Source organism: Cupriavidus sp. GA3-3, assembly GCF_000389805.1.
In the GTDB taxonomy this organism is placed as follows: Bacteria; Pseudomonadota; Gammaproteobacteria; order Burkholderiales; family Burkholderiaceae; genus Cupriavidus; species Cupriavidus necator_D.
Genome location: NZ_KB944476.1, coordinates 27314 through 50900, shown reverse-complemented (window position 1 = coordinate 50900; position 23587 = coordinate 27314). Strand labels below are relative to the sequence as shown.

General features: G+C 65.1%; 28 protein-coding genes, 2 tRNA genes and 1 pseudogene. 24 read left to right on the top strand and 7 right to left on the bottom strand.

Annotation, left to right across the window (positions count from 1 at the left end; genetic code table 11):
• Nucleotides 1-40: 40 nt before the first annotated feature.
• Genes C265_RS13220 through C265_RS13205 form a run of 4 tightly spaced genes read left to right on the top strand, consistent with a single transcriptional unit; the run spans nt 41 to nt 3479 of the window.
• Entirely contained in the window at nt 41-643 is a 603-nt protein-coding gene (locus C265_RS13220) for a TRAP transporter small permease (protein WP_010813115.1), read from the top strand.
• On the top strand, nt 640-1944 hold the full coding sequence (locus tag C265_RS13215; RefSeq protein ID WP_010813114.1) for a TRAP transporter large permease: 1305 nt from the start codon (nt 640-642) through the stop codon (nt 1942-1944). Before C265_RS13220 ends, C265_RS13215 begins: the two co-directional genes overlap by 4 nt.
• 49 nt (nt 1945-1993) lie before the next feature.
• Nucleotides 1994-3025 (top strand): DctP family TRAP transporter solute-binding subunit, encoded by a 1032-nt coding sequence (locus tag C265_RS13210; RefSeq protein ID WP_010813113.1) that lies wholly within the window; start codon nt 1994-1996, stop codon nt 3023-3025.
• 52 nt (nt 3026-3077) lie between these two features.
• Nucleotides 3078-3479, top strand: coding sequence for a thioesterase family protein (locus C265_RS13205; protein WP_010813112.1), 402 nt, complete (start codon nt 3078-3080; stop codon nt 3477-3479).
• Nucleotides 3480-3494: 15 nt separating this feature from the next.
• Here C265_RS13205 and C265_RS13200 read toward each other — a convergent pair whose 3' ends face one another.
• On the bottom strand, nt 3495-4040 hold the full coding sequence (locus C265_RS13200) for a PAS and helix-turn-helix domain-containing protein (RefSeq protein WP_010813111.1): 546 nt from the start codon (nt 4038-4040) through the stop codon (nt 3495-3497).
• 182 nt (nt 4041-4222) lie between these two features.
• Here C265_RS13200 and C265_RS13195 point away from each other — a divergent pair, with 182 nt between their 5' ends.
• Together C265_RS13195 and C265_RS13190 are read left to right on the top strand one after the other, a co-directional pair.
• Complete coding sequence (locus C265_RS13195; protein ID WP_010813110.1) at nt 4223-4924, top strand: CoA transferase subunit A; 702 nt, start codon at nt 4223-4225, stop codon at nt 4922-4924.
• Between the two features lie 11 nt (nt 4925-4935).
• The gene (locus C265_RS13190) at nt 4936-5574 is read left to right on the top strand and encodes a CoA transferase subunit B (protein WP_010813109.1); all 639 of its coding nucleotides are present in this window, start codon (nt 4936-4938) and stop codon (nt 5572-5574) included.
• A gap of 213 nt (nt 5575-5787) precedes the next feature.
• Here C265_RS13190 and C265_RS13185 read toward each other — a convergent pair whose 3' ends face one another.
• The gene (locus C265_RS13185) at nt 5788-6270 is read right to left on the bottom strand and encodes a DUF411 domain-containing protein (protein WP_010813108.1); all 483 of its coding nucleotides are present in this window, start codon (nt 6268-6270) and stop codon (nt 5788-5790) included.
• 10 nt (nt 6271-6280) lie between these two features.
• Nucleotides 6281-7057 carry a 3-hydroxybutyrate dehydrogenase gene (locus tag C265_RS13180; RefSeq protein ID WP_010813107.1) on the bottom strand — a complete coding sequence of 259 codons (777 nt, stop codon included), beginning with the start codon at nt 7055-7057 and terminating at the stop codon, nt 6281-6283.
• 205 nt (nt 7058-7262) lie between these two features.
• Between C265_RS13180 and C265_RS13175 the strand changes: the two genes are divergently transcribed.
• The 14 genes from C265_RS13175 (at nt 7263) to C265_RS31395 (ending at nt 19895) form a co-directional block, all read left to right on the top strand.
• Nucleotides 7263-8144 carry an alpha/beta fold hydrolase gene (locus C265_RS13175; protein WP_010813106.1) on the top strand — a complete coding sequence of 294 codons (882 nt, stop codon included), beginning with the start codon at nt 7263-7265 and terminating at the stop codon, nt 8142-8144.
• Between the two features lie 44 nt (nt 8145-8188).
• Nucleotides 8189-8551, top strand: coding sequence for a RidA family protein (locus tag C265_RS13170; RefSeq protein ID WP_010813105.1), 363 nt, complete (start codon nt 8189-8191; stop codon nt 8549-8551).
• Nucleotides 8552-8566: 15 nt separating this feature from the next.
• Nucleotides 8567-10795 carry a bifunctional (p)ppGpp synthetase/guanosine-3',5'-bis(diphosphate) 3'-pyrophosphohydrolase gene (locus C265_RS13165; protein WP_010813104.1) on the top strand — a complete coding sequence of 743 codons (2229 nt, stop codon included), beginning with the start codon at nt 8567-8569 and terminating at the stop codon, nt 10793-10795.
• Nucleotides 10796-10816: 21 nt separating this feature from the next.
• A tRNA-Val gene (locus C265_RS13160) sits at nt 10817-10893 on the top strand.
• A 360-nt stretch (nt 10894-11253) separates the two neighbouring features.
• Nucleotides 11254-13161 (top strand): threonine--tRNA ligase, encoded by a 1908-nt coding sequence (thrS, locus tag C265_RS13155; RefSeq protein WP_010813103.1) that lies wholly within the window; start codon nt 11254-11256, stop codon nt 13159-13161.
• A 48-nt stretch (nt 13162-13209) separates the two neighbouring features.
• Entirely contained in the window at nt 13210-13731 is a 522-nt protein-coding gene (gene infC, locus C265_RS13150; RefSeq protein ID WP_078195944.1) for a translation initiation factor IF-3, read from the top strand.
• Between the two features lie 167 nt (nt 13732-13898).
• The gene (gene rpmI / locus C265_RS13145) at nt 13899-14096 is read left to right on the top strand and encodes a 50S ribosomal protein L35 (protein WP_006575466.1); all 198 of its coding nucleotides are present in this window, start codon (nt 13899-13901) and stop codon (nt 14094-14096) included.
• A gap of 28 nt (nt 14097-14124) precedes the next feature.
• Nucleotides 14125-14481, top strand: a complete 357-nt coding sequence (gene rplT, locus C265_RS13140) for a 50S ribosomal protein L20 (protein WP_008650487.1) — start codon at nt 14125-14127, stop codon at nt 14479-14481.
• 238 nt (nt 14482-14719) lie between these two features.
• Complete coding sequence (gene pheS, locus C265_RS13135) at nt 14720-15751, top strand: phenylalanine--tRNA ligase subunit alpha (RefSeq protein WP_010813101.1); 1032 nt, start codon at nt 14720-14722, stop codon at nt 15749-15751.
• 57 nt (nt 15752-15808) lie between these two features.
• Nucleotides 15809-18256, top strand: coding sequence for a phenylalanine--tRNA ligase subunit beta (pheT, locus tag C265_RS13130; RefSeq protein WP_010813100.1), 2448 nt, complete (start codon nt 15809-15811; stop codon nt 18254-18256).
• 101 nt (nt 18257-18357) lie between these two features.
• The gene (locus C265_RS13125; protein ID WP_037024300.1) at nt 18358-18768 is read left to right on the top strand and encodes an integration host factor subunit alpha; all 411 of its coding nucleotides are present in this window, start codon (nt 18358-18360) and stop codon (nt 18766-18768) included.
• A gap of 116 nt (nt 18769-18884) precedes the next feature.
• Nucleotides 18885-19310 (top strand): MerR family transcriptional regulator, encoded by a 426-nt coding sequence (locus C265_RS13120; RefSeq protein ID WP_010813098.1) that lies wholly within the window; start codon nt 18885-18887, stop codon nt 19308-19310.
• A gap of 55 nt (nt 19311-19365) precedes the next feature.
• A tRNA-Pro gene (locus tag C265_RS13115) sits at nt 19366-19442 on the top strand.
• 141 nt (nt 19443-19583) lie between these two features.
• Entirely contained in the window at nt 19584-19895 is a 312-nt protein-coding gene (locus C265_RS31395) for a hypothetical protein (RefSeq protein ID WP_081645124.1), read from the top strand.
• Between the two features lie 551 nt (nt 19896-20446).
• On the opposite strand, the pseudogene C265_RS32850 reads toward C265_RS31395, so the two are convergent.
• From C265_RS32850 to C265_RS13090, 4 genes and pseudogenes are all read right to left on the bottom strand, one after another.
• A pseudogene (locus tag C265_RS32850) lies at nt 20447-20722 on the bottom strand (BrnA antitoxin family protein); the annotation flags it as partial.
• Complete coding sequence (locus C265_RS31385) at nt 20706-20870, bottom strand: BrnT family toxin (RefSeq protein WP_246840206.1); 165 nt, start codon at nt 20868-20870, stop codon at nt 20706-20708. The pseudogene C265_RS32850 and the gene C265_RS31385, both read right to left, overlap by 17 nt.
• A 278-nt stretch (nt 20871-21148) precedes the next feature.
• Nucleotides 21149-21655: a cupin domain-containing protein gene (locus C265_RS13095; protein ID WP_010813094.1), complete on the bottom strand. Its 507-nt coding sequence runs from the start codon at nt 21653-21655 to the stop codon at nt 21149-21151.
• Between the two features lie 43 nt (nt 21656-21698).
• Nucleotides 21699-21959, bottom strand: a complete 261-nt coding sequence (locus C265_RS13090) for a hypothetical protein (protein WP_010813093.1) — start codon at nt 21957-21959, stop codon at nt 21699-21701.
• Nucleotides 21960-22227: 268 nt separating this feature from the next.
• Here C265_RS13090 and C265_RS13085 point away from each other — a divergent pair, with 268 nt between their 5' ends.
• The 4 genes from C265_RS13085 to C265_RS13070 all read left to right on the top strand — a co-directional run bounded on the left by C265_RS13085 (nt 22228) and on the right by C265_RS13070 (nt 23587).
• Nucleotides 22228-22572 carry a hypothetical protein gene (locus tag C265_RS13085; protein WP_231881416.1) on the top strand — a complete coding sequence of 115 codons (345 nt, stop codon included), beginning with the start codon at nt 22228-22230 and terminating at the stop codon, nt 22570-22572.
• A gap of 39 nt (nt 22573-22611) precedes the next feature.
• A complete protein-coding gene (locus tag C265_RS13080) occupies nt 22612-22845 on the top strand; it encodes a hypothetical protein (RefSeq protein ID WP_010813091.1) in 234 nt (77 codons plus the stop codon).
• A 91-nt stretch (nt 22846-22936) separates the two neighbouring features.
• Nucleotides 22937-23125 (top strand): hypothetical protein, encoded by a 189-nt coding sequence (locus tag C265_RS13075; RefSeq protein ID WP_010813090.1) that lies wholly within the window; start codon nt 22937-22939, stop codon nt 23123-23125.
• A 102-nt stretch (nt 23126-23227) separates the two neighbouring features.
• Nucleotides 23228-23587, top strand: a complete 360-nt coding sequence (locus tag C265_RS13070) for a hypothetical protein (protein ID WP_010813089.1) — start codon at nt 23228-23230, stop codon at nt 23585-23587.

The following is a 23587-nucleotide window of genomic DNA, read 5'->3' as shown; positions in this document are numbered from 1 at the left end:
GGCCGCATGGCCCGAGCGGCCCGGACCGGAGGCCGGGGAGATGGAGCAACAAGAAGAGGCACGGCGCAACGCCGTGCCGCAGCACGTCGTCGATTCCGCGGTGATCCCGCAGGCCGCCGACGAAGCGCAGGACGCTGATTTCCGGGTATCGCCCCGCATCGAGGACTGGATTGGCGTGATCGTGATGGTGCTGCTGGTCGGCATCACCTTCGCCAACGTGGTGGTCCGCTATTTCACCGACGAGTCATTTGCCTGGACCGAGGAGTTCTCGGTCTTCCTGATGATCGTGCTGGCGCTGGTCGCCGGCAGCGCCGCGGTGGCGCGCGATCGCAATATCCGCATCGAATTCTTCTTCGAGCGCGGCAGCGCGGCCCGCCAGCGCCGCCTGGCGATCCTGTCGGCGCTGGCGGTGGCGGTGATGTTCATCGCGCTGGCGGTGCTGGGCGCACGCATTACCTGGGATGAGTACACCTTCGGCGAGACCTCGCCGGGCATCGGCGTGCCGAGCTGGTGGTACTCGATCTGGCTGCCGGTGCTGTCTGCCGGCATCGCGCTGCGCGCGCTGGGGCTGGTGCTGCGCAACGTGCGCGCGCTCAAGGCGCTGCATGAAGGCAAGGCCACCACGACGGAGAAGGCGCAATGACGTTCGTCGCCATCACCCTGTTCGTGGTCTTTATCGGCCTGATGCTGCTGGGCGTGCCCATCGGCGTGTCGCTGGGCCTGGGCGGCCTGGTTGCCATCGGCCTGTCCAATCTCGACACCCAGATGTTCGGCCTGCTGGCCGTGCCGCAGAACTTCTATGCGGGGCTGGCCAAGTATCCGCTGCTGGCGATCCCGATGTTCGTGCTGGTGGGGTCGATCTTCGACCGCTCCGGCGTGGCGCAGCGGCTGGTGACCTTTGCCATCGCCATCGTTGGTCGCGGCCCGGGCATGCTGCCGCTGGTGGCGATCCTGGTGGCGATGTTCCTCGGCGGCATCTCCGGCTCCGGCCCGGCCAACGCGGCCGCGGTGGGCGGCGTGATGATCGCGGCGATGTCGCGCGCCGGTTATCCGGGCTCGTACAGCGCCGCGGTGGTCGGCGCGGCAGCCGCGACCGACATCCTGATCCCGCCGTCGGTGGCCCTCATCATCTACAGCGTGCTGGTGCCCGGCGCATCGGTGCCGGCCTTGTTCGCCGCGGGCATGATCCCCGGCATCCTGGCCGGCGTGGCGCTGATCGTTCCGGCCGTGTGGCTGGCGCGCAAGCACAACATGGGCGCGATCGAAGCCGCGCTGCCGCGCCCGCCGTTCTGGAAGAGCCTGCGCGAGGCCGCATGGGGCCTGGTGGCGCCGTTCCTGATCCTGGGCGGCATGCGCGCCGGCTGGTTCACGCCGACCGAAGCCGCCGTGGTGGCAGTGGTCTACGGCCTGTTCGTCGGCATGGTGGTGTACCGCAGCATCGGCATGCGCGACCTGTTCACCATCTTCCAGGAGGCGGCCGAGACCTCGGCAGTGATCCTGCTGGTGGTGGCACTGGCCGGCATCTTCGCCTATGCGCTGTCGACGCTGGGGGTGATCGACCCGCTGGCGCACGCCATCGCCAATTCCGGGCTGGGCGAGTACGGCGTGCTGGCGCTGATCGTGCTGCTGCTGATGACGGTCGGCATGTTCCTGGACGGCATCTCGATCTTCCTGATCTTCGTGCCGCTGCTGCTGCCCATTGTCAATGCCTTCCACTGGAACCCGGTGTGGTTCGGCGTGGTGCTGACGCTGAAGGTGGCGCTGGGCCAGTTCACGCCGCCGCTGGCCGTGAACCTGATGGTGTCGTGCCGGATTGCCCGGGTGCGCATGGAAGAGACCGTGCCCTGGGTGATCTGGATGTTGCTGGCGATGTTTATCGCCATGCTGATGGTGCTGGCCTATCCGCCGCTGGCGACCTGGCTGCCTGAGTACCTCGGCTACTGATGTTCCGCATTCACAAACAAGAATTGACGCTTTCCCGAGAGGAGATGAAATGAAACGTCGTGCCCTGATGCTCGCAACGGCTGCCGCCATTGCCGCCGCTTCCGCCTTCGCCCCCGCCGGCGCAATGGCCCAGACCTACAAGTCCGAGTACAAGATGTCGCTGGTGCTCGGCCCGGCCTTCCCGTGGGGCAAGGGCGGCGAGATCTGGGCCGACCTGGTCAAGCAGCGCACCAACGGCCGCATCAATATCAAGCTGTACCCGGGCACCTCGCTGGTGGCCGGCGACCAGACCCGCGAGTTCTCGGCGATCCGCCAGGGCGTGATCGACATGGCGGTGGGCTCGACCATCAACTGGTCGCCGCAGGTCAGGGAACTGAACCTGTTCTCGCTGCCGTTCCTGATGCCCGACTACAAGGCGCTGGACGCGCTCACGCAGGGCGAAGTCGGCAAGTCGATCTTCGCCACGCTGGAAAAAGCCGGCGTGGTGCCGCTGGCCTGGGGCGAGAATGGCTTCCGCGAGGTGTCCAACTCCAAGCGCGAAATCCGCAAGCCGGAAGACCTCAAGGGCATGAAGCTGCGCGTGGTCGGTTCGCCGCTGTACATCGAGACCTTCAACGCGCTGGGCGCCAACCCGACCCAGATGAGCTGGGCCGATGCGCAGCCGGCGATGGCCTCGGGCGCGGTCGACGGGCAGGAGAACCCGCAGTCGGTGTTCGCCGCCGCCAAGCTGTACACGGTGGGCCAGAAGTTCGTCACCACCTGGGGCTACGTGGCTGACCCGCTGATCTTCGTGGTCAACAAGCAGATCTGGGAAAGCTGGACCCCGGCCGACCGCGAGATCGTGAAGCAGGCCGCCGTCGACGCCGGCAAGCAGGAAATCGCGCTGGCCCGCAAGGGCCTGGCCGAGCCGGGCGCGCCGGCCTGGAAGGATATGGAGGCGCACGGCGTCAAGGTCACGCACCTGACGCCGGCCGAGCATGACGCCTTCCGCAAGGCCACCGCCAAGGTCTACGACAAGTGGAAGAAGCAGATCGGCACCGACCTGGTGACCAAGGCCGAAGGCGCGATCGCCAAGCGCTGAGCCAAGCAGAGGGCCCGCCAGACCCGGCGGGCCTGTTCTTTTGGAGGCTGTGATGAAGCACGTCTATACGGTGGTCATGCCGATCCGCTGGGGCGACATGGATGCCATGGGCCATGTCAACAACACCGTCTACTTCCAGTACCTGGAGCAGGCGCGCATCGAGTGGTTCGCGTCGCTGGGCCGCGGCGGCAAGGATGCACGCGGGCAGGGGCCGGTCATCATCAATGCGCACATGACTTTCCTGAAGCAGCTGCGCTACCCGGGCGACATCGAGTGCCGCGTCTACGCCGGCCAGCTCGGCCGCACCAGCTTCGAGACCCGCATGGAAATCCGCCGCACCGACCAGCCCGACGTGGTCTGGGCCGAGGGCGGGGCCAAGGTGGTGTGGTGCGATTACACGCAGGAGAAGTCGGTGCCGGTGCCGGCAGAGATCCGCGCGATCATCGAGGGCTGATGCCTGCCACGGGGCTCAGTGGTTGACCAGCCGCTGCACCAGGTCCACCGACGTGCTGGCCCCGTACTTCTTCATCAGCCGCGCCCGGTAGATGTCCACCGTGCGCGGGCTGATCGCCAGCAGCTTGCCGATCTGCTTGCTGGTCTTTCCCTCCACCAGCTGCGCCGCGATCTCGCGTTCGCGCGCGGTCAGCTCCGCAGTGACCTGGCGCTTCTGCGACAGATCCTCGAAGGTCCAGATCCCCGCGCCCAGCGGTTGCGTGCGGTCCAGTGCGCGCCCGGTGACATGGCACCAGAACAGCTCGCCGCCGGCGCGCTTCATGATGCGTTCGTCCGAGTACATGCCGCGCTTGCCCATGATCGGCGCGATGCGCGCGCCGGTGCGCTCGAATTCGTCGGCGGTGGGGTAGAGCACCTGGAAGGACTGGCCCAGCAGCGCTTCGCGCGTGGTGCCGAAAATGCGGCAGACCTCCTCGTTGCAGTCCTCGATCACGCGTTCGCGTGACAGCACCAGGCCCACGGGGGCGAGCTGGAAGGCGGTCTGGTAGTCGATTGCGGGCATCTGCTTATGTATTTTTACGTAATGGCGTAGCCGGCTGCGCTTGCGTATGCTGTCGGTCGGACGAGTTGCGGCGACTGTCGCCCGCCTGTTGCCGATTGTACCGTTACAATTTCCCTGCGTCGCCCGCCGCACAACCCGGTGGCGGGAAGAGCGACAGGGAACTACCGAGGAAGGAGCGAAGCATGAACAAGGTCTACGCCAGCGCCGCAGAAGCGCTTGCAGGCGTCGTCCGCGACGGCCAGACGATCGCCGTGGGCGGTTTCGGCCTGTGCGGCATCCCCGAGGCGCTGATTGCCGCGCTGCGCGACAGCGGCGCCAAGCAGCTGACCTGTATCTCCAACAACGCCGGCGTCGATGGCTTTGGCCTGGGCCTGCTGCTGGCCACGCGCCAGATCAGGAAGATGATCTCGTCCTACGTGGGCGAGAACAAGGAGTTCGAGCGCCAGTACCTGGCGGGCGAACTTGAGCTGGAATTCACCCCGCAAGGCACGCTGGCCGAGAAGCTGCGCGCCGGCGGCTCGGGCATCCCGGCCTTCTTCACCAAGACCGGTGTCGGCACCATCGTCGCCGAAGGCAAGGAAATCCGCGAATTCGACGGCCAGCAGTACGTGATGGAGCGTTCGCTGACCGCCGACGTGGCGCTGGTCAAGGCATACAAGGCTGACAAGGCCGGCAACCTGGTGTTCCGCCGCACCGCGCGCAACTTCAACCCGATGTGCGCCATGGCGGGCAAGGTCACCATCGCCGAGGTCGAGCATATCGTCGAGACCGGCGAGCTGGACCCGGATGAAATCCACCTGGCCGGCATCTTCGTGAAGCGCCTGGTGCTGAACACCACCCCCGAGAAACGCATCGAGCAGCGCACCGTGCGCGCGGCCAGCTAAGGAGACGCATCATGGCATGGACACGTGACGAAATGGCCGCGCGCGCCGCGACCGAGCTGCAGGACGGTTTCTACGTCAACCTGGGCATCGGCCTGCCGACGCTGGTGGCCAACTGGGTGCCCGAAGGCATGGAAGTGTGGCTGCAGTCCGAGAACGGACTGCTGGGCATCGGCCCGTTCCCGACCGAGGACGAAGTCGACGCCGACATGATCAACGCCGGCAAGCAAACCGTGACGACGCTGCCGGGCTCGTCGATCTTCTCGTCGGCCGACTCGTTCGCGATGATCCGCGGCGGCCACATCAACCTGGCGATCCTGGGTGCGATGCAGGTCAGCGAAAAGGGCGACCTGGCCAACTGGATGATCCCGGGCAAGATGGTCAAGGGCATGGGCGGCGCGATGGACCTGGTCGCCGGCGTCGGCCGAGTGGTGGTGCTGATGGAACACACCGCCAAGAAGAAGGATGGCACCGAGGACATCAAGATCCTGAAGGACTGCAACCTGCCGCTGACCGGCGTGGGCGTGGTCAACCGCATCATTACCGACCTGGGCGTGATCGACGTGACCGACGAAGGCCTGAAGCTGGTGGAAACGGCTCCGGGTGTCAGCCGCGAGGAAATCCAGGCCAAGACTGGCGCTCCGCTGCTGTAAGCGGGCTGAGCTCCGAAGCCTGGCAGGGCCCCTGAGGTGCGATGCGCCGCAGGGGCTTTTTTGTCGGGTCGCTTCGCTTTGGAATTGCCCGGCCGGGCTACGCCAGCCGGCTGCATTCCCTAGCTCTTCCGGCGAATAGCCCGGCAATATCGCTGCGCACTAAGCTGGCTGCTCTCCGGCAAGGCGCAGACCCTGCCGCCCGGCGGCCGCAGGTCAGCCTGCCTGCTTGTTGTAGCTGGCGAACACCGAAGCGGCGCCGTCCGCTTTTACGATCAGCACGTCGAACGGGTCCTTGCGCGGGCCCTGTTCCATGCCGGGCGAGCCGACCGGCATGCCCGGCACGGCCAGGCCGACGGCCTTGGGCTTTGCTGCCAGCAGCTTGCGGATATCCGCCGCCGGCACATGGCCCTCGATGGCGTAGCCGCCGATATACCCGGTGTGGCAGGAGCCAAAGCGCTCCGGCATGCCGAAGCGCTTGCGGTACACGCCGGTGTCCTCGACATCATGCACCGTCACGGTGAAGCCGTTGCTGCGCAGGTGCTTGACCCAATCCTCGCAGCAGCCGCACAGCGGGCTCTTGTAGACGTCGATGGCAAGCGGCTTGGCGGCTTGCGCCAGCGCGCCGGCCACCGGTGCCAGCGCCCCGGCCGAGACCGCGCCCAGCGCCAGCGCGCGCAGGAAACTGCGTCGTTGCATCGTTTGCTCCTTACTGCGCCACCCAGCCGCCGTCCATATTCCAGATCGCGCCGCGGACCTGGCGGGCCGCTTCGGACGACAGGAACACGGCCAGCGCGCCCAGCTCATCGGGCGTGACGAACTGTCCCGAGGGTTGTTTCTCCAGCACCAGCTCGCGCTTGGCCTGTTCCACCGGAATGCCTTCCTTCTGCGCGCGGGCTTCGACCTGCTTCTGCACCAGTGGCGTCAGCACCCAGCCCGGGCAGATCGCGTTGGCGGTGACGCCGGTCTGCGCGGTTTCCAGCGCGGTCACCTTGGTGAAGCCGACGATGCCGTGCTTGGCCGCCACGTAGGCGGACTTCTGCGCCGAGGCCACCAGCCCGTGGGTGGAGGCGACATTGATGATGCGGCCCCAGTCCTTCTGCTTCATGCCGGGCAGCGCCAGGCGCGTGGTGTGGAAGGCCGAGGTCAGGTTGATGGCGATGATCGCGTCCCAGCGCTCGGGCGGGAAATCCTCGATCGCGGCCACGTGCTGGATGCCGGCGTTGTTGACCAGGATGTCGGCGCCGCCGAAGTCGGACTGCGCGTAGCGCATCATGTCTTCGATCTCGGCCGCCTTGCTCATGTCGGCGCCGTGGTAGCCGACCCGGATCCCCTGGCCGGCCTGCGCGATTTCTGCCTTTGCGGCGTCCGCGTCACCAAAGCCGTTGACGATGATGTTGGCGCCCTGGGCCGCCAGCGCTTTCGCGATGCCGAGCCCGATGCCGCTGGTCGAGCCAGTCACCAGTGCGGTCTTGCCGTTGAGCATGTAAGCCTCCGTCGAGAGAAAGGAATGCCACAGAAAGGTTGCCACAGGGTTGGCGGAGCGCGCCGTGGCGGTGCACGGCCGCGCACGCGGGACGCTGACACTGTGCTGTGGCATTGTACCCGCTGCGGCGTACAATCCAGCTTTGCTCAACCTCCGGCAGCGCCGTCTTTTTGCGGTCCGCGGTCCGGTTCGTCAGGGAGTCCAGATGTCTGCCAGTCCGCGTCTCGGTTTTGTCCAGTGCATCAGTCCGGCGGGCCTGCACCGCATGGCCTACCACGAGTGGGGCGACCCCGCCAATCCGCGCGTGCTGGTGTGCGCGCATGGGCTGACGCGCACCGGCCGCGACTTCGACACCGTCGCCAGCGCGCTGTGCGGCGACTACCGCGTGGTCTGCCCCGATGTGGTCGGGCGCGGCCGCTCGGAATGGCTGGCCGATGCCAACGGCTACGTGGTGCCGCAGTACGTGTCCGACATGGTCACGCTGATTGCGCGGCTCAATGTGGAGAAGGTGGACTGGTTCGGCACCTCGATGGGCGGGCTGATCGGCATGGGCCTGGCCGGGCTGCCGAAGTCGCCGGTGCGCAAGCTGTTGCTCAACGACGTGGGCCCGAAGCTGGCGCCGTCGGCGGTGGAACGGATCGGCGCCTACCTGGGACTGCCGGTGCGCTTCAAGACCTTCGAGGAAGGCCTGGCCTACCTGCAGACGATCAGCGCATCGTTCGGGCGCCATGCGCCGGAGCAGTGGCGCGAGCTCAACGCCGCCATCCTGAAACCGGTGCAGGGCACGGACGGCCTGGAATGGGGCTTGCATTACGATCCGCAGCTGGCGGTGCCGTTCCGCAAATCCACGCCCGAGGCCATTGCTGCCGGCGAGGCCGCGCTCTGGCGCAGCTTCGAGGCCATCGAAGGCCCGGTGCTGGTGGTGCGCGGCGCGCAGTCGGACCTGCTGCTGCGCGAGACCGTGGCCGAAATGGTGGCGCGCGGCAAGCATGTGAGTTCGGTGGAAGTGCCCGACGTGGGCCATGCCCCGACCTTTGTCGATCCGGCGCAGATTGCGATCGCCCGGCAGTTCTTTACCGGGGCCTGATGGCATCGCATGCCGGCCTTGTTTTTATCAGTCAACGCATTGTCATGAGTAACCTTGAACTGAAGCGCGCCCATGTGGGCAAGCGGTTGTCCGAATACGCGGTCTATAACGGCGTGGTGTATCTCGCCGGTCAGGTGCCCGAGGTCGATCCCAAGGCCGATATCCGCGGCCAGACGCGCGAGGTCCTCGGCCATATCGACCGGCTGCTGGCCGAGGCCGGCAGCGACAAGACCCGCATCCTGTCGTGCCAGATCTTCCTGACCAATGTCGACCAGATCGGCGAGATGAACGAGGTCTGGGACGCCTGGGTGCCGCAAGGCAACACGCCCCCGCGCGCCACCGTCGAAGCCCGTCTGGCCAATCCCGATTACCTGATCGAAGTGGTGGTGACCGCTGCGCTCAACTGATGCAGGCGTTGTGACATGGTGACGTCCACCGACCTGACCGGTCGGGTCGCGGGCATTCCGGATGCCGAACTGGTCGAACGCGCACTGGCCTACGTGCGCGAGCATGGTGCCGAGGTAGCGCTGCCCACCGGCGAGACCGTGCTGTCGCACGCGCAGGGCATGCTGCGCATTCTCGACGGCCTGCGCGTCGACGACGCCGCGCGTGCCGCCGCCTGCCTGTTCGGGCTGGTGGCCTTCGTGCCCGGTACCGAGGCCGAGATCGCACCGCGCTTTGGAGACGAGGTGGCACGGCTGGTCGACGGTGTGCGGCAGCTGCTGCGCATCGGTGCCATCGCCGGCAGCCGCCCCGAGGCCGAGCCGGCCGCGCCGTCCAAGAACGAAGCGCAGGCGCGCCACGAACAGGTCGAGGCGCTGCGCAAGATGCTGCTGGCGTTTGCGCAGGACATCCGCGTGGTGCTGGTGCGCCTGGCCTCGCGGCTGCAGACCCTGCGCTGGCTGGCCGAGACCAAGCAGGCGCCGCAGCCGGGGGTGGCGCGCGAAACGCTGGACATCTACGCGCCGCTGGCCAATCGCCTTGGTATCTGGCAGATGAAGTGGGAACTGGAGGACCTGGCGTTCCGCTTCGAGCAGCCCGATACCTACAAGCGCATCGCCAAACTGCTGGACGAGAAGCGCATCGAGCGCGAAGGCTATATCGGCGGCGCCATCGAACGGCTGCAGTCCGAGCTGGCGACCGCCGGCATCCGTGCCGAGGTCAGCGGGCGGCCCAAGCATATCTACAGCATCTGGAAGAAGATGCGCGGCAAGGAGCTGGATTTTGCCGACCTGTACGATGTGCGCGCCTTCCGCGTGATCGTCGACGATATCAAGGACTGCTACACGGTGCTCGGTATCGTCCACCATATCTGGCAGCCGATCCCGCGCGAGTTCGACGACTATATCTCGCGGCCCAAGGCCAATGGCTACAAATCGCTGCATACGGTGGTGATCGGCGATGACGGGCGCGCCTTCGAGGTGCAGATCCGCACGCATGAGATGCACCACTTTGCCGAATACGGCGTGGCCGCGCACTGGCGCTACAAGGAAGCGGGCAGCCGCGGCTATGCCGGGCAGTTTTCCGCCAGCGAGCGCTATGACGAGAAGATTGCCTGGCTGCGCCAGCTGCTGGCGTGGAAGGACGATGCCGACCACAGTGTTGCGCACGACGAATCGTGGGAGCAGATCAAGCACGCCGCGATCGACGACCACATCTACGTGCTGACGCCGCAGGCGCGCGTGGTGGCGCTGCCGCAGGGCGCCACCGCGGTGGACTTTGCCTACTACCTGCACAGCGACCTCGGCCACCGCTGCCGCGGCGCGCGCGTGGACGGCACCATGGTGCCGCTGAACACGCCGCTGAAGAACGGCCAGACCGTGGAGATCATCGCGGTCAAGCAGGGCGGACCGTCGCGCGACTGGCTCAACGCGGACCTGGGCTACCTGGCCAGCAGCCGCGCGCGGGCCAAGGTGCGGGCCTGGTTCAATGCGCTCGATTCGCAGGAGACCATCGCCCAGGGCCGCGTGCTGATCGACAAGACCCTGCAGCGCGAAGGCAAGACCGCGGTCAAGCTGGAAGACCTGGCCACGCGGCTGGGCTTCAAGACGCCGGAGGACCTGTTTGCGGCAGTGGCCAAGGATGAGTTCAGTCTGCGCCACGTGGAGCACGCGCTGCGACACCCGGAGGGCGAGATCCAGGCGCCGCTGAGCGAGGAAGACGCTGTCACCAAGAAAAGCCGCGCCACCAGCGTGGCGCGCGGCGCCAAGAGCGGCGTGCTGGTGGTGGGGGTGGATTCGCTGATGACGCAGATGTCGCGCTGCTGCAAGCCGGCGCCGCCGGACGACATCGTCGGCTTTGTCACGCGCGGGCGCGGGGTGTCGATCCATCGGCGCAGCTGCCACACCTTCCAGCAACTGGCCGGGCGCGCGCCGGAGCGGGTGATCCAGACCGAGTGGGGCCAGAAGAGCCACGCCGCGGTCTATCCGGTCGATATCCATGTCGAGGCGATCGATCGCCAGGGGCTGCTGCGCGATATCTCCGAAGTGCTGTCGCGCGAGAAGATCAATGTCACCGGCGTCAAGACGCTCTCCAGCAAGGGCGTTGCGCGCATGCAGTTCACTGCCGAAGTGTCCGAGGCTACGCAGCTGCAGCGCGCACTGCAGTTGATCGAAGACGTCCAGGGGGTGTTGCAGGCGAAAAGAAAGTGATGCTATACTTGCGGCTTCGCTAGGCTCGTAGCTCAGCTGGTTAGAGCACCACCTTGACATGGTGGGGGTCGTTGGTTCGAGTCCAATCGAGCCTACCAACGAATTGCAGTAAAGCAGTAAAAGAAGTGTGGCAAGTCCGATTCAACCCCATACGGAACGGAAGCGCATCATGGTTATGACACCGCGAACTACTACCGCTGGCAAGCGACAGTAGTCGAGGTGCGCCTTCGACCCGGTTGGATCGGGTTTGACAAAGAGAAACGCGGCCTTGGCCGCGTTTTTTTTCGTCTGTCGCCTGCCAGCGTCCTGATAAGCTGCCGCGTTTCCGGTGCGGCAGGGCAGGGCAGCAAAGAATAAATCGCCGGTCCCGCAGGCATGCAGGGCCGGTGCCACAAGATGCAGTTTGATCCGCTCGGGCGAAGCGCAAGACGCCGCCGGCGGAATCCTGGAGAGTCGAAATGATCGCAATCACGCTGCCGGATGGGTCCCGCCGCGAGTTTCCCGGCCCGGTGACGGTTGCCGAAGTGGCGCAGGGCATCGGTGCCGGCCTGGCCAAGGCCGCGCTGGCCGGCAAGGTGGACGGCCAACTGGTCGACACGAGCTACAGGATCGACCGCGATGCCGAGCTGGCCATCGTCACGGACAAGGACGCCGATGGCGTCGATGTGATCCGCCACTCCACGGCGCACTTGCTGGCCTATGCCGTCAAGGAGCTCTATCCGGAAGCGCAGGTGACGATCGGCCCGGTGATCGAAAACGGCTTCTACTACGACTTTGCCTACAAGCGTCCCTTCACGCCCGAAGACCTGGCCGCCATCGAGAAGAAGATGACGGAACTCGCTCGCAAGGACGAGAAGGTCGTGCGCGAAGTATGGAACCGCGACGAAGCGGTGGCGCTGTTCGAGTCGATGGGCGAGAAGTACAAGGCCGAGATCATCGCCTCGATCCCCGCCGGCCAGGAAATCGGCCTGTACCGCGAAGGCAGCTTCGTCGACCTGTGCCGTGGCCCGCACGTGCCGTCCACGGGCAAGCTGAAGGTCTTCAAGCTGATGAAGGTGGCCGGCGCCTACTGGCGCGGCGACGCCAACAATGAGATGCTCCAGCGCATCTACGGCACGGCCTGGGCCAGGAAGGAAGACCAGGAAGCCTACCTGCACATGCTGGAAGAGGCTGAGAAGCGCGACCACCGCAAGCTGGGCAAGACGCTCGACCTGTTCCACCTGCAGGAAGAGGCGCCCGGCATGGTGTTCTGGCACCCGAAGGGCTGGCAGGTGTGGCAGGCCGTCGAGCAGTACATGCGCGGCCGCCTGACGGACGCCGGCTACGATGAGGTTCGTACGCCGCAGGTGATGGATCGTTCGCTTTGGGAAAAGTCCGGCCACTGGCAGAACTACAAGGAGAACATGTTCGTCACGGAGTCGGAGAAGCGCGACTACGCGATCAAGCCGATGAACTGCCCGGGCCATGTGCAGATCTTCAACCACGGCCTGCGTTCGTACCGCGACCTGCCGCTGCGCCTGGCCGAGTTCGGCGCCTGCCACCGCAACGAGCCGTCGGGCGCGCTGCACGGGCTGATGCGCGTGCGCGGCTTTGTGCAGGATGATGCGCACATCTTCTGCACGGAAGAGCAGATCGTGGCGGAGGCCAAGGCCTTCAACGAACTGGCGTTCTCGGTCTACGACGACTTCGGCTTCAAGGATGTGAAGGTCAAGCTGTCGCTGCGCCCGGACCAGCGTGCCGGCTCCGACGAGATCTGGGACCACGCCGAAGAGGGCCTGCGCCTGGCGCTGCGCGCCTGCGGCGTGGATTGGGAGGAGCTGCCGGGCGAGGGCGCGTTCTACGGCCCCAAGGTCGAGTACCACATCAAGGACGCGATCGGCCGCTCGTGGCAGTGCGGCACGCTGCAGCTTGACCTGGTGCTGCCGGAGCGCCTGGATGCCGAATACGTCTCCGAGGACAACTCGCGCAAGCGCCCGGTGATGCTGCACCGGGCCATCCTGGGCTCGTTCGAGCGTTTCCTGGGCATCCTGCTGGAAAACCACGCCGGTGCGCTGCCGGCCTGGCTGGCCCCGGAGCAGGTGGTGGTCATGAATATTGCGGATTCGCAGGCGGAATACGCCGAAAGCGTCGTGCAATTGCTGCAAAAACAAGGGTTTAGGGCCAAGGCTGATTTGCGTAATGAGAAAATTACGTATAAAATCCGCGAGCATTCGCTTCAAAAGGTTCCCTACCTGCTGGTAGTGGGCGACAAGGAGCGGGATGCCAGTCAAGTGGCCGTGCGTGCCCGTGGCAACGTGGATCTGGGTGTGATGCCCGTCTCCGCGTTTGTTGAGCGTCTGCAAAACGACGTCGCCAGCAAAGCCTGATGGGTGGTGAGCACGGCTTGTTTTTTTGTCTTCTTGAGGTAACGCAACATCGCTACGGACAAAGGTCATCGCATCAACCGGGAAATCAGCGCGCCTGAGCTGCGCCTGGTAGGGGTTGATAACGAACAGCTCGGCATCGTCAAGTTCATGGACGCGCTCCGGCTGGCTGAAGATAAGGACTTGGACCTGGTCGAGATCGCGCCGAACGCGGTTCCGCCCGTCGCCCGGATCATGGATTATGGGAAGTTCAAGTACGAGGAAGCCAAGCGCGCCCACGAGGCGAAGCTGAAGCAGAAAATCATCCAGGTCAAGGAAGTCAAGTTCCGGCCGGGTACGGATGATGGCGACTACAACGTCAAGCTGCGCAACCTGAAGCGCTTCCTGGAAGACGGCGACAAGACCAAGATCACGCTGCGGTTCCGTGGTCGCGAGATGGCGCACCAGGAAATCGGCGCGCGCATGCTCGAACGCCTGAAGGCGGACCTGGAAGAAATCGGCCAGGTCGAGCAGATGCCGAAGATGGAAGGGCGCCAGATGGTGATGGTGCTCGCCCCCAAGAAGAAGAAGTAATTCCTGCGCGGTGCAGCGGCCGGGATGCCAGGCATCCCGGTGTTGCTTCGTGCGGAAGTCGCGCGCGGTCCGCAAGGGCCGCTGTGCAACAACAAGTGGATGCGGGTCTTGCAAGCGTCGGCGTGAGCCGTCCACCTGCATGCATGTCATATGAGCTGGAGTTTTTCATGCCGAAGATGAAGACGAAGAAAAGCGCCTCCAAGCGCTTTACTGCACGTCCGAACGGTTCGTTCAAGCGTGGCCAGGCCTTCAAGCGTCACATCCTGACCAAGAAGACCACCAAGAACAAGCGTCAACTGCGCGGTACTCAGGACGTCCATGAGACGAACCTGAAGTCGGTGCGCGCGATGATGCCTTACGCATAACCCCTGACGAAAACGAAAGGAGAATTACATGCCTCGAGTAAAGCGTGGGGTCACTGCACGGGCCCGTCACAAGAAAGTCATCGACGCTGCCAAGGGTTACCGCGGCCGTCGCAATAATGTCTACCGCATCGCCAAGCAGGCGGTCATGCGTGCTGGCCAGTACGCATACCGCGATCGCCGCAACAAGAAGCGCGTGTTCCGCGCCCTGTGGATTGCGCGTATCAATGCCGCGACGCGTGAGCATGGCATGACCTACAGCGTGTTCATGAACGGTCTGAAGAAGGCCTCGATTGAACTGGACCGCAAGGTGCTGTCGGACATGGCTATTCACGACAAGCCTGCCTTTGCCGCCATCGTCAACCAGGTGAAAGCCACCGTTGCCTGATGCCGGCTGCGGCAGCGCGTAAGCGCTGCCGGGCAAGCACCGACCGCAAGGTCGACCGCCGACTGCAAGGTCCGCTGAAACGGGGCTCCTCACCGAGCCCCGTTTTTATTTCGAATGCCGTTTCAGTTGCCGCTATCCGGTTGCCGAGACCGCATTCGAAACGAACACCGCACGTAGTGCCAACCCACGTCGGACCGGTGCGTACCGGCCCGACGCCAAAAATCCCACGACCGCCGCCATGTCTCAGGATCTGGATCAAATTGTCGCCGATGCCCAGGCCGCCTTCGCTGCTGCCAACGACAACGCCACGCTGGAAAACGAAAAGGCCCGCTTCCTGGGCAAGACCGGCGCGCTGACCGAACTGCTCAAGGGCCTCGGCAAGCTCGACCCGGAAACCCGCAAGACGGAAGGCGCCCGCATCAACCAGATCAAGCAGCAGGTTGAAGCCGCACTGCAGGCACGCCGCCAGGCGCTGGCCGATGCGCTGATGAACGCGCGCCTGGCCGCCGAGGCCATCGACGTCACGCTGCCTGGCCGTGCGGTCAGCCGCGGCAGCCTGCACCCGGTGATGCGCACGTGGGAGCGCGTCGAGCAGATCTTCGGCTCGATCGGTTTCGATGTGGCCGACGGCCCCGAGATCGAGACCGACTGGATGAACTTCACCGCGCTGAACAATCCGGACAACCATCCGGCGCGTTCGATGCAGGACACGTTCTACGTGGATGGCCGCGACAGCGAAGACAAGCTGTTGCTGCTGCGCACGCATACCAGTCCGATGCAGGTCCGCTACGCCAAGATGCATGTCGAGAAGTACGCCGGCAAGGCGATGCCGCCGATCAAGGTGATCTGCCCGGGCCGTACCTACCGTGTCGACAGCGACGCCACGCACTCGCCGATGTTCAACCAGGTCGAAGGCCTGTGGATCGGCGAGGACGTCAGCTTTGCCGACCTGAAGGGCGTGTACACAGACTTCCTGCGCAAGTTCTTCGAGCGCGATGACATCCAGGTGCGCTTCCGCCCGTCGTACTTCCCGTTCACCGAGCCGTCGGCGGAGATCGACATGGCCTTCGGCAATGGCAAGTGGCTGGAGATCTCCGGTTCGGGCCAGGTGCATCCGAACGTGCTGCGCAACATGGGCCTCGATCCCGAGCGCTATATCGGTTTCGCGTTCGGCTCCGGCCTGGAGCGCCTGACCATGCTGCGCTATGGCATCAACGACCTGCGCCTGTTCTTCGAGGGCGACGTGCGCTTCCTGCGCCAGTTCGCCTGACGCGCCGCCGTCCCCTCGTCAACGACCACACAGAATACTTACCGGATCAGAAGCGCCATGCAATTCTCGGAATCCTGGCTTCGCACCTTCGCCAACCCTGAAAAGATCTCCACCGACGCGCTGTCGCACACGCTGACCATGGCCGGCCTGGAAGTGGAAGAAGTGGGCTCGGTCGCGCCGCCGTTCGACAGGGTGGTGGTCGCGCGCGTGCTGTCGACCGAGCGCCATCCCAATGCCGACCGCCTCAACGTGTGCCAGGTCGATGCCGGCACCGGCGAGACCCTGCAGATCGTCTGCGGCGCGCCCAACGTCAAGCCCGGCATTCTGGTGCCGTGCGCACTGGTCGGCGCCGTGCTGCCGCCGTCCGAGGATGGCGGCAAGCCGTTCGAGATCAAGATCGGCAAGCTGCGCGGCGTGGACAGCTACGGCATGCTGTGCTCGGCGCGCGAACTCAAGCTGTCGGAGGACCACGGTGGCCTGATGGTGCTGCCGGAAGACGCGCCGGTCGGCCAGGATATCCGCCAGTACCTCGACCTGGACGACCAGGTCTTTGTCATCAAGCTGACGCCGAACAAGGCCGACTGCCTGTCGATCCACGGCGTGGCGCGCGAAGTGTCGGCGCTGACCGGTGCCGCGCTGAACCTGCCGGAGATGAAGCCGGTGCCGGTGACGATCCAGGACAAGCTGCCGGTCAAGGTATCGGCGCCGGACCTGTGCGGCCGCTTCTCCGGTCGCGTGATCCGCGGCGTGAATGCGCGCGCGGCCACGCCGGCATGGATGGTGCAGCGCCTGGAGCGCTCGGGCCAGCGCAGTGTTTCCGCGCTGGTCGATATCTCGAACTACGTGATGCTGGAACTGGGCCGTCCGTCGCACGTGTTCGATCTGAGCAAGATCCACGGCGGCCTCGACGTGCGCTGGGGCCGCAAGGGCGAGCAGATCAAGCTGCTCAACGGCAATACCATCGAGGTCGACGAGCAGGTCGGCGTGATCGCCGATGACAAGGAGATCGAAAGCCTGGCCGGTATCATGGGCGGCGACAGCACCGCCGTGACGCTGGACACCACGGACATCTATCTCGAGGCCGCATTCTGGTGGCCCGCCGCGATCCAGGGCCGTGGCCGCCGCTACAACTTCTCGACCGATGCCGGACACCGCTTCGAGCGCGGCGTGGACTACGCCACCACGGTCGAGCATATCGAGCGCATCACCGCGCTGATCCTCGAGATCTGCGGCGGCCAGGCCGGCCCGGTGGACGACCACGTGGTCAACCTGCCGCAGCGCAAGCCGGTCAGCCTGCGCGTGGCGCGCGCCGAGCGCGTGCTGGGCATCGAGCTGTCGTCTGCAGCCATCGCCGATGTATTCCAGCGCCTGCAGCTGCCGTTCACACGCACCCAGGGCGCCGAGGGCGAGGTGTTTGAAGTCACGCCGCCGAGCTACCGCTTCGATATCGAGATCGAGGAAGACCTGATCGAGGAAGTGGCCCGCATCTATGGTTTCGAGCGCATTCCGGCACGTCCGCCGATCGCCGAGAGCGAGATGCGCCCGACCAACGAGGCCCGCCGCTCCAGCCACGTGGTGCGCCACGCCGTGGCCGCGCGCGATTACCAGGAAGTCATCAACTTCGCCTTCGTCGAAGAGAAGTGGGAGCGCGACTTCGCCGCCAACGACAACCCGATCCGCCTGCTGAACCCGATCGCCAGCCAGCTGGCGGTGATGCGCTCGACGCTGATCGGCGGCCTGGTCGACAAGGTGCGCTACAACCTGAACCGCAAGGCTGCGCGCGTGCGCCTGTTCGAGGTGGGCCGCGTGTTCCATCGCGACGCCAGCGTGAAGGATGGCGGCCTGACGGTGGCCGGCTACGATCAGCCGATGATGGCCGCGGGCATTGCCTATGGCCCGGCGTTCGAAGAGCAGTGGGGCATCCCCGCGCGCAACGTCGACTTCTTCGACATTAAGGGCGATGTCGAGGCACTGTTCCATCCGCGCGTGCCGCGCTTCGAGCCGGTGTCGCACCCGGCGCTGCACCCGGGCCGCGCCGCGCGCGTGCTGCTCGACGGCAAGGCCGTGGGCGTGGTCGGCGAGTTGCATCCGCGCTGGCTGCAGGAATACGAGCTGACGCATGCCCCGGTAGTGTTCGAACTGGCGCTTGACGCGCTGCGCGACACCGGCCTGCCGTTGTACACCGAGATCTCCAAGTTCCCGGCCGCCGTGCGCGACCTGGCCGTGGTCGTGAAGCAATCGGTGCGCGTGCAGGACCTGCTCGACGCCATGCGCGCGGCACTGGAAAAGCAGGGCTACGGCCGCTACTGCCAGAGCCTGGTGGTGTTCGACGAGTTCCGTCCCAAGGGCGCTTCCGCTGCCATTGGCGCGGACGAGAAAAGCCTTGCGTTCCGGGTGACCTTGCAAGATACTGGGTCGACCCTCCAGGACGAAACCGTCGACAGCGCAGTGCGCTGCATGGTCGACGCGCTGACAGAGGCCTTCCAGGCCCGGCTGCGCGGCTAAGCCATCGCCAGTACGCAACAAGTACGCGACGGACACACGATAAACAAGGGCGCCCGGGCTTGCCCCGGGCGGATCGCCAGACACACACTTGAGCGATCGACATGAATGATCGAGACGCGAATTCCATGACCGCTGCAGCACTGGGTGAGATGAGCGACCGGCAGGCTTCCTCCCTTGACGACGCTATGCCGGATGCGCGCGCGACCGAAGTTCCCACGCTGACCAAGGCCGAACTCGCCGAGATGCTGTTCGACCAGGTGGGCCTGAACAAGCGCGAATCGAAGGACATGGTCGAGGCCTTCTTCGACGTCATCCGCGAAGCGCTGGAGCAGGGCGACAGCGTCAAGCTGTCCGGCTTCGGCAACTTCCAGTTGCGCGACAAGCCGCAGCGGCCCGGCCGCAATCCCAAGACCGGCGAAGTCATTCCAATCACCGCGCGCCGCGTGGTCACGTTCCACGCCAGCCAGAAACTCAAGGGCCTGGTGGAAGAACGCGCCGGCATCGTCGGCTGACGCGTCACCCGAACGGCGGATTGCTTCCCGAAGCCGGCATCGGTATGCTTCTGGGCGCGCACCTGGTGCGCGCCAACCGCATGGCCGGCATGGCCTGACGCTCGTCTACACACCACATGTCGGACAAATCCAGCGATCGCATCGCGTTGCCGCCGATTCCGGCCAAGCGCTACTTCACCATCGGTGAGGTGAGCGAGCTTTGCGCCGTCAAGCCGCACGTCCTGCGCTATTGGGAACAGGAGTTCACGCAACTCAAGCCCGTCAAGCGCCGCGGCAATCGCCGCTACTACCAGCACCATGAAGTCCTGCTGATCCGCCGCATCCGCGAACTGCTCTACGAACAGGGCTTCACCATCAACGGCGCGCGCAATCGCCTCGATGAAGGCCGTCATCACAGTGGGGCAGCGGCAGCGCCTGAGGCCGCAGAAGTTGGTGAAGAAAATGCGGCGGCATTGTCGGTCGACATCGGCGGCCTGCGCAATGAACTGGTCGAAGTGCAGCACCTGCTCGCGCAACTGCGGGAGATCGCGAAGCACGGATAATTTCGACGTCGGGAGCTAGTCATACGGGAAATGCTTCTGTTATAATCTTTTGCTTCGGGGCGTAGCGCAGCCTGGTAGCGTACCTGCATGGGGTGCAGGTGGTCGGAGGTTCAAATCCTCTCGCCCCGACCAGACAAAACCCGCTTGGTGAATAGCCAAGCGGGTTTTTTATTTTCTGCGTGGAAATGGCCGGCCGGTGCGGTAACGCTTTGATACAGCCGTCGCCGATGCCCGTTGCTATGCTCTGCCATCCTCCCGACCGATTCCCCACTTATGTTCCGAAAGCTCTGTGTGGCTACCCTTGCGCTCCTCTGGCTGACGGCCGCGGCTGCCGCACGCGCCGATGACCGCGGCTACCGGAGCGCATATCGTGGCGGTGAGTACAAAGAGAAATTCCGTAGCGGCCCTTGTGAAATCGAACGCGAACAGAAGCGCGATGGCGAATACAAGGAAGAGCGCAAATGCAAGGGCGGTCCGCGTGGCTATGAGCGGAAGCAGAAGTACCGCGACGGCCCTTGCCTGATCGAGCGCGAATGGAAGGACGACGGTGAATATGAAGAGAAGGTCGAATGCAAGCGTGGATAAGTGCATGACCTTTCGGCCCGCCATGCGCGGCGCTGGCTGTTACTGCGAAAAGCAGGCCCGCTTTCTACCTAACCTGTTGCAACGATAGCGATCGCTGCTGTCGTTCTTACTTTTCCTGTGGAGCTTGCGCCATATATGCGCAACGCACGCAAGCACTCGGACGCCCGGGAAGGGCAGGTCGCCGATTGCATCAGCGAGCTTGGTTGGACGCGGCCGGTGCTGGCTGACTCCGGCTAGCCCGCCAAGCTGCCCTATTGGACCGCATCCAATACTCAGGCATGGTGTGGCTCTGACATAGGCCAAAGGTCTTCTCGCTGGATCAGGGAATCGGCTTCGCTGTCGGTGAGACTGTCACTCACAAAGAAGTCGCGGCGTTCGACGTTGTTTCCAATGGCACGTTCGAGGGTTACCCGACGATACGTTGCCTGATGCGCAGGGTCGTTCGCGAAGGCTGTTACCGGGCGATAGGTGAGAACGGATGACAAGGTGTTGGGGTTGTCACGGACCGTGGTTCCATGCAGTGGGCCCCCAACGTAGGTAATGTCCATGGCCTGTTGAAGCGCAACGTTCAGCGTTGCGTTCATCAGCGTCTGCCAACCTTCCCCGCTGGCGCGGAATGCATCCAGTATGTCCGCGTCATAGCGAATGCTCACCAGTTCCTTGGTGCTGGCGAGCCTGGGTCGACCGCGGCCGCGTTTGCCGAGCGGCTTCATGGCCTGCATCTCTTTCGCCGAGACCTCGTACGTGTCCGGATCCGCAGCGATGCCGCGGTTGATGGCCGCGTCCTCTTCGTCGGTCGGCACGACGATCTTAGGCTTGGTCGACATAGTTCCTTGCCTCGCGTTTGTTGGCCTTGCGCAGGCTGATGATATGCATTGCATTCCCGCCCTGGGTGAACACCACGCAATAGAGGCGCTCATCAATGACGCCGAAGCCCCCTGCCAACAGGCTCGGCCAGTGGAACCTTGCTGCCAGCGCGAGCGAAACACCGTGCTTGGACTGGTTGCTGACATCCTTGGCAATAATTGTAGCTGCAAATAATGGGTGAGCCCAAGATTATCTGTGCTGCAGGATATGAATCCGCATCCTGAGTGCCTGTTGGGCTATACGCGCTGCTCGGTCGTTGCCAGCAAAGGCGGCGAGATACCCAGGTTCTCCCGTCATGGCCCGCCGGCACCCTGGCTTAGACTGGTCCCGCTGTACTCACCAGCCCGCCCGCACCCCACCGCGGCGGGCTGTTTCTTGGGTGGAGACTAGCGCGTCAGCCTGCGCAACAGCGCGTCATGTCCGCTTGCCAGGCCGGCAAGCGCCGTTGCGTCGGCCAGTTCGAATTCGCTGAACTGGAAGGCTGGTGCCACGGTGCAGCCGACCAGGGCGAAGTCCACGCCATCGGCCATATCCACGCGTTCGGCGGCAAACCATTGGCCGGCGGGCACCATTGCCTGGAAGGCCGCGCCGGGATGCCGCAGCGGGTCGCCCAGGCGCTGCGTGACGATGGTGCCGTCCACGATCCGGTGCACGTCCACGGGGGAGCCTGCGTGGTAGTGCCAGAGTTCGTCGGACCGGATGCGATGCCACGCGGAATAGTCGTTGCCGCACAGCATGTAGTGGATCGCGGTGCAGGCTGCGCGTGTGCGACCGTCCTGGCAGACGACCTGCTCTTCGCCGCGATAGGTTTCGCGGTAGTAGCCGCCTTCCGGATGCGGCTGCAGGTCGAGCGAGCGGATCAGTTGGCTGGCGGTCGGGCTGAGGTCTGGCATGTGGGCAAGCGGCGTGGCGCATCGGCGATGCGGAAGCCGTAGCTTAAAGCAGTGCGAAGCGTGCCTGGCCGGGGCCGACGAGGGCGGGGCGGCTGACCGGGTAGCGGTGACGGGTGCCCTGGGCGTCGAAGGACAGGAAATCCGGCGTCCAGCGCAGGGCCTGCAACTGGAGTGGCTCGATGCCGTCGACGAGGATGGCGCCGGCGTCCACGCAGACACTGCCGCAAGGCAGGCGCAGGGATTCGCAGTCGTCGCCGAAGTAGTAGGCCTCGAGCAGGATGGAATCGGACTGGTACAAGGGCATGGGCAGTATCCGGATACTGTATGGATGTACAGTATAGCTCTGGCCAGCGCTTCGGTCATCCCCGACGATTCTCATTTTCGTGCGCCGCCACACCCTGCGGCGCTGTGCCATTGCCGCGTCGAAGTTGGTGGCAGGCGGTGTCGGCCTGGATTGGTATAACCTGAAAGCGATGCCGGTCGCACAGCATGGTCGTGCCAGGACCGGCAGGGTCGCTGCGGGGGATGCCATGGCGAGGTGCGGGAGCAGGGCTTGCTGGTTTGGTTTGGGCGTGGTGCTGGGCGCGGCGATGGGCGGTGCCTGCGCCATGCTGGTGCGCACGGCCGCGGAGCGGCGGGTGCTGCGCCAGCCCGATGTGCCGCTGGTGCCGTCCGATCCCACCGCGGATCAGGCGCTGACCGATACTGCCACTGACGTGGTGGAGTACGGCGGCTTCGTGATCCACGTGTATTGCCACGCGCTGGGCATGGGGCGGTTCAAGGCCCTGTGCGATATCTGGGAGTCGGGCGCCGTGGTGCTGGAGGGCGGCGCGCCGCCGGCCACGCACGCCACGCCCGAAGATGCGCGGGCCGCGGCGATTTCGTGGGCGCGGCAATGGGTGCAGCACAATGGCTGAGGGCGCCGCCGCGCAATCATCGCCGTGACAGGAGATGCCATGCACGCCTGTGACCTGTGTCATCAGCTGGTGGGCGAACCGTCCAGCGTGCCGCCACACGAGCACCTGGCTGCCTCTGGCATTGCGGCCATGAGCAACCGGTGCAAGGTCGACAGCCGCTGGCGCTGCACGGGCTGCGGCGCCTGGATGTACCAGAGCACGGCATTGGGTGAGCCGCCGAATATGTGGCGAATGGGCCCGCGCCCGGTCGACTGGCCTGATAATGTCGGCTGAGCAGGCATGGCCGCGCCGCCACCGGGCAGTGCGGCCATGCCCCGTATCGCGCCCGGCTCAGGCTCTCGGGCGTCTGTTTCAAGGAGATTTCATGTTTGTTTGTGGGAACCAGGCTTGCGGTGCGCGCTGGGAGCCGAATGAGGTGCAGATCCGCAATGAAGGGCAGGGTCCCGTGTTCCGCTGCCCGCAATGCGGCGCACGCAATCACGTCCAGGCACGCACCGCGCGCGACGGCAGCACGGTCTACCGCCAGGTGGCGGCGAAGCCGGTACCGCGCTAGCCCGGATCGTCGGGCGGCAAGCCATGTCACCCCACGCATGTGGGGTCAAATTCACATGGTTGCCGCCTTAAGCTTGCTCAGGCGGGACCGTTATACACAATCATGGACTTTGCCGACCTTCCTCAAGACTCTGCCTCCAATGCTGAACGCATGGGCTGGGCGAACGCTTCGCCGGAAGTGATCGCCAAGGTATTGAATTCAGCACTGGCAGCGCAGGACCTCTCAGGGTTTGCCGCGCTGCTGTCGGATATCGCGCGCGACCGCGGCCTCAAGGGCGAGCGTGCCGCGCACCAGTCGATCTACGACATGCCGTACGCCAGCCTGCTGCCCAGGCAGAAACACCTGCTTTCCGATGCCTTCGACCTGCTGGTCCTGCTCGGGCTGGAACTGCGCCCGCGTGGCGCAGGCGCCGGCATCGGCGACGATGCGGACCTCGACACGGGCGCGGAAGCAGACGAATAA

What these genes read in the sequence shown, in the direction of transcription:
- pheS (WP_010813101.1), top strand. Translation starts at nt 14,720, where the DNA reads ATGTCTCAGGATCTGGATCAAATTGTCGCCGATGCCCAGGCCGCCTTC.
- C265_RS13090 (WP_010813093.1), bottom strand. Translation starts at nt 21,959, where the DNA reads ATGCCCTTGTACCAGTCCGATTCCATCCTGCTCGAGGCCTACTACTTC.
- C265_RS13190 (WP_010813109.1), top strand. Translation starts at nt 4,936, where the DNA reads ATGGCATGGACACGTGACGAAATGGCCGCGCGCGCCGCGACCGAGCTG.
- C265_RS13180 (WP_010813107.1), bottom strand. Translation starts at nt 7,057, where the DNA reads ATGCTCAACGGCAAGACCGCACTGGTGACTGGCTCGACCAGCGGCATC.
- C265_RS13185 (WP_010813108.1), bottom strand. Translation starts at nt 6,270, where the DNA reads ATGCAACGACGCAGTTTCCTGCGCGCGCTGGCGCTGGGCGCGGTCTCG.
- C265_RS13205 (WP_010813112.1), top strand. Translation starts at nt 3,078, where the DNA reads ATGAAGCACGTCTATACGGTGGTCATGCCGATCCGCTGGGGCGACATG.
- C265_RS13095 (WP_010813094.1), bottom strand. Translation starts at nt 21,655, where the DNA reads ATGCCAGACCTCAGCCCGACCGCCAGCCAACTGATCCGCTCGCTCGAC.
- C265_RS13080 (WP_010813091.1), top strand. Translation starts at nt 22,612, where the DNA reads ATGCACGCCTGTGACCTGTGTCATCAGCTGGTGGGCGAACCGTCCAGC.
- C265_RS13175 (WP_010813106.1), top strand. Translation starts at nt 7,263, where the DNA reads ATGTCTGCCAGTCCGCGTCTCGGTTTTGTCCAGTGCATCAGTCCGGCG.
- C265_RS13215 (WP_010813114.1), top strand. Translation starts at nt 640, where the DNA reads ATGACGTTCGTCGCCATCACCCTGTTCGTGGTCTTTATCGGCCTGATG.
- C265_RS13195 (WP_010813110.1), top strand. Translation starts at nt 4,223, where the DNA reads ATGAACAAGGTCTACGCCAGCGCCGCAGAAGCGCTTGCAGGCGTCGTC.
- rplT (WP_008650487.1), top strand. Translation starts at nt 14,125, where the DNA reads ATGCCTCGAGTAAAGCGTGGGGTCACTGCACGGGCCCGTCACAAGAAA.
- thrS (WP_010813103.1), top strand. Translation starts at nt 11,254, where the DNA reads ATGATCGCAATCACGCTGCCGGATGGGTCCCGCCGCGAGTTTCCCGGC.
- C265_RS13070 (WP_010813089.1), top strand. Translation starts at nt 23,228, where the DNA reads ATGGACTTTGCCGACCTTCCTCAAGACTCTGCCTCCAATGCTGAACGC.
- C265_RS31395 (WP_081645124.1), top strand. Translation starts at nt 19,584, where the DNA reads ATGTTCCGAAAGCTCTGTGTGGCTACCCTTGCGCTCCTCTGGCTGACG.
- C265_RS13200 (WP_010813111.1), bottom strand. Translation starts at nt 4,040, where the DNA reads ATGCCCGCAATCGACTACCAGACCGCCTTCCAGCTCGCCCCCGTGGGC.
- C265_RS13120 (WP_010813098.1), top strand. Translation starts at nt 18,885, where the DNA reads ATGTCGGACAAATCCAGCGATCGCATCGCGTTGCCGCCGATTCCGGCC.
- C265_RS13075 (WP_010813090.1), top strand. Translation starts at nt 22,937, where the DNA reads ATGTTTGTTTGTGGGAACCAGGCTTGCGGTGCGCGCTGGGAGCCGAAT.
- C265_RS13125 (WP_037024300.1), top strand. Translation starts at nt 18,358, where the DNA reads ATGAATGATCGAGACGCGAATTCCATGACCGCTGCAGCACTGGGTGAG.
- C265_RS13210 (WP_010813113.1), top strand. Translation starts at nt 1,994, where the DNA reads ATGAAACGTCGTGCCCTGATGCTCGCAACGGCTGCCGCCATTGCCGCC.
- C265_RS13165 (WP_010813104.1), top strand. Translation starts at nt 8,567, where the DNA reads ATGGTGACGTCCACCGACCTGACCGGTCGGGTCGCGGGCATTCCGGAT.
- C265_RS13170 (WP_010813105.1), top strand. Translation starts at nt 8,189, where the DNA reads ATGAGTAACCTTGAACTGAAGCGCGCCCATGTGGGCAAGCGGTTGTCC.
- C265_RS13220 (WP_010813115.1), top strand. Translation starts at nt 41, where the DNA reads ATGGAGCAACAAGAAGAGGCACGGCGCAACGCCGTGCCGCAGCACGTC.
- pheT (WP_010813100.1), top strand. Translation starts at nt 15,809, where the DNA reads ATGCAATTCTCGGAATCCTGGCTTCGCACCTTCGCCAACCCTGAAAAG.
- rpmI (WP_006575466.1), top strand. Translation starts at nt 13,899, where the DNA reads ATGCCGAAGATGAAGACGAAGAAAAGCGCCTCCAAGCGCTTTACTGCA.